The 593-nt window shown below is 46.4% G+C and carries 1 protein-coding gene; it reads left to right on the plus strand.

Annotated features, from left to right (window positions below; translation table 11 throughout):
- Nucleotides 1–549, plus strand: a 549-nt coding sequence (locus ACFIL8_RS12345; protein WP_375690063.1) for a phage protease, incomplete at its 5' end; no start/stop codon positions are given.
- Nucleotides 550–593 lie beyond the last annotated feature (44 nt).

Genomic DNA, 593 nt, shown 5'->3' on the forward strand with positions numbered 1-593 from the left:
CGTCCAGCCCTTGTCATGACGGCTTTAAGCCGTGAACAGCCTTCCCCTATAACTTTGACGGAGAAAATGATGGATTTTACAGCCATTGCCAGTGCACTATCGCTGGCAGAAGATGCTAAAGCGGATGAGGTTTTAGCAACGCTTAAAGCGCGCGAAAAGGAACGCGTGGAATTAAATGCCCAATTAACAAAAGCGCGAGAAGATTTAGCGCTTTTGCAAGAAGAGCAAAAAAACAGTGCCATTGAGAGTCTTTTAGACAAGACCATTGAAGAGGGCAAGATTTTGCCGGCTGCTCGCGAGGAATATCGTGCGCTCTGTAGCCTTGAAGGGGGGATGGAGCATTTTAAAAGTTTGGTCGAGAAGTTGCCGGCGCTTGCCTCAACAAGCCCTTTAGAAGTGTGTGCCTTAGCGCAAGAACCAAAGCTTGCGCCAGAAGAGGTTGCTGTTGCGGCACGCCATTATCAGGAAGAGCAGAAGAAAAAAGGTTTCGACATCACCATTAGCCAAGCAGTTGATTATATTTGCGAACAAAAGGAGCGCCAATCATGAGTACGATGATTTTAATTAAATCTTTTCGCGCCATAGATGTGATT

The sequence above is a fragment of the Bartonella sp. AP57NXGY genome (genome assembly GCF_042195805.1).
GTDB lineage: Bacteria > Pseudomonadota > Alphaproteobacteria > Rhizobiales > Rhizobiaceae > Bartonella.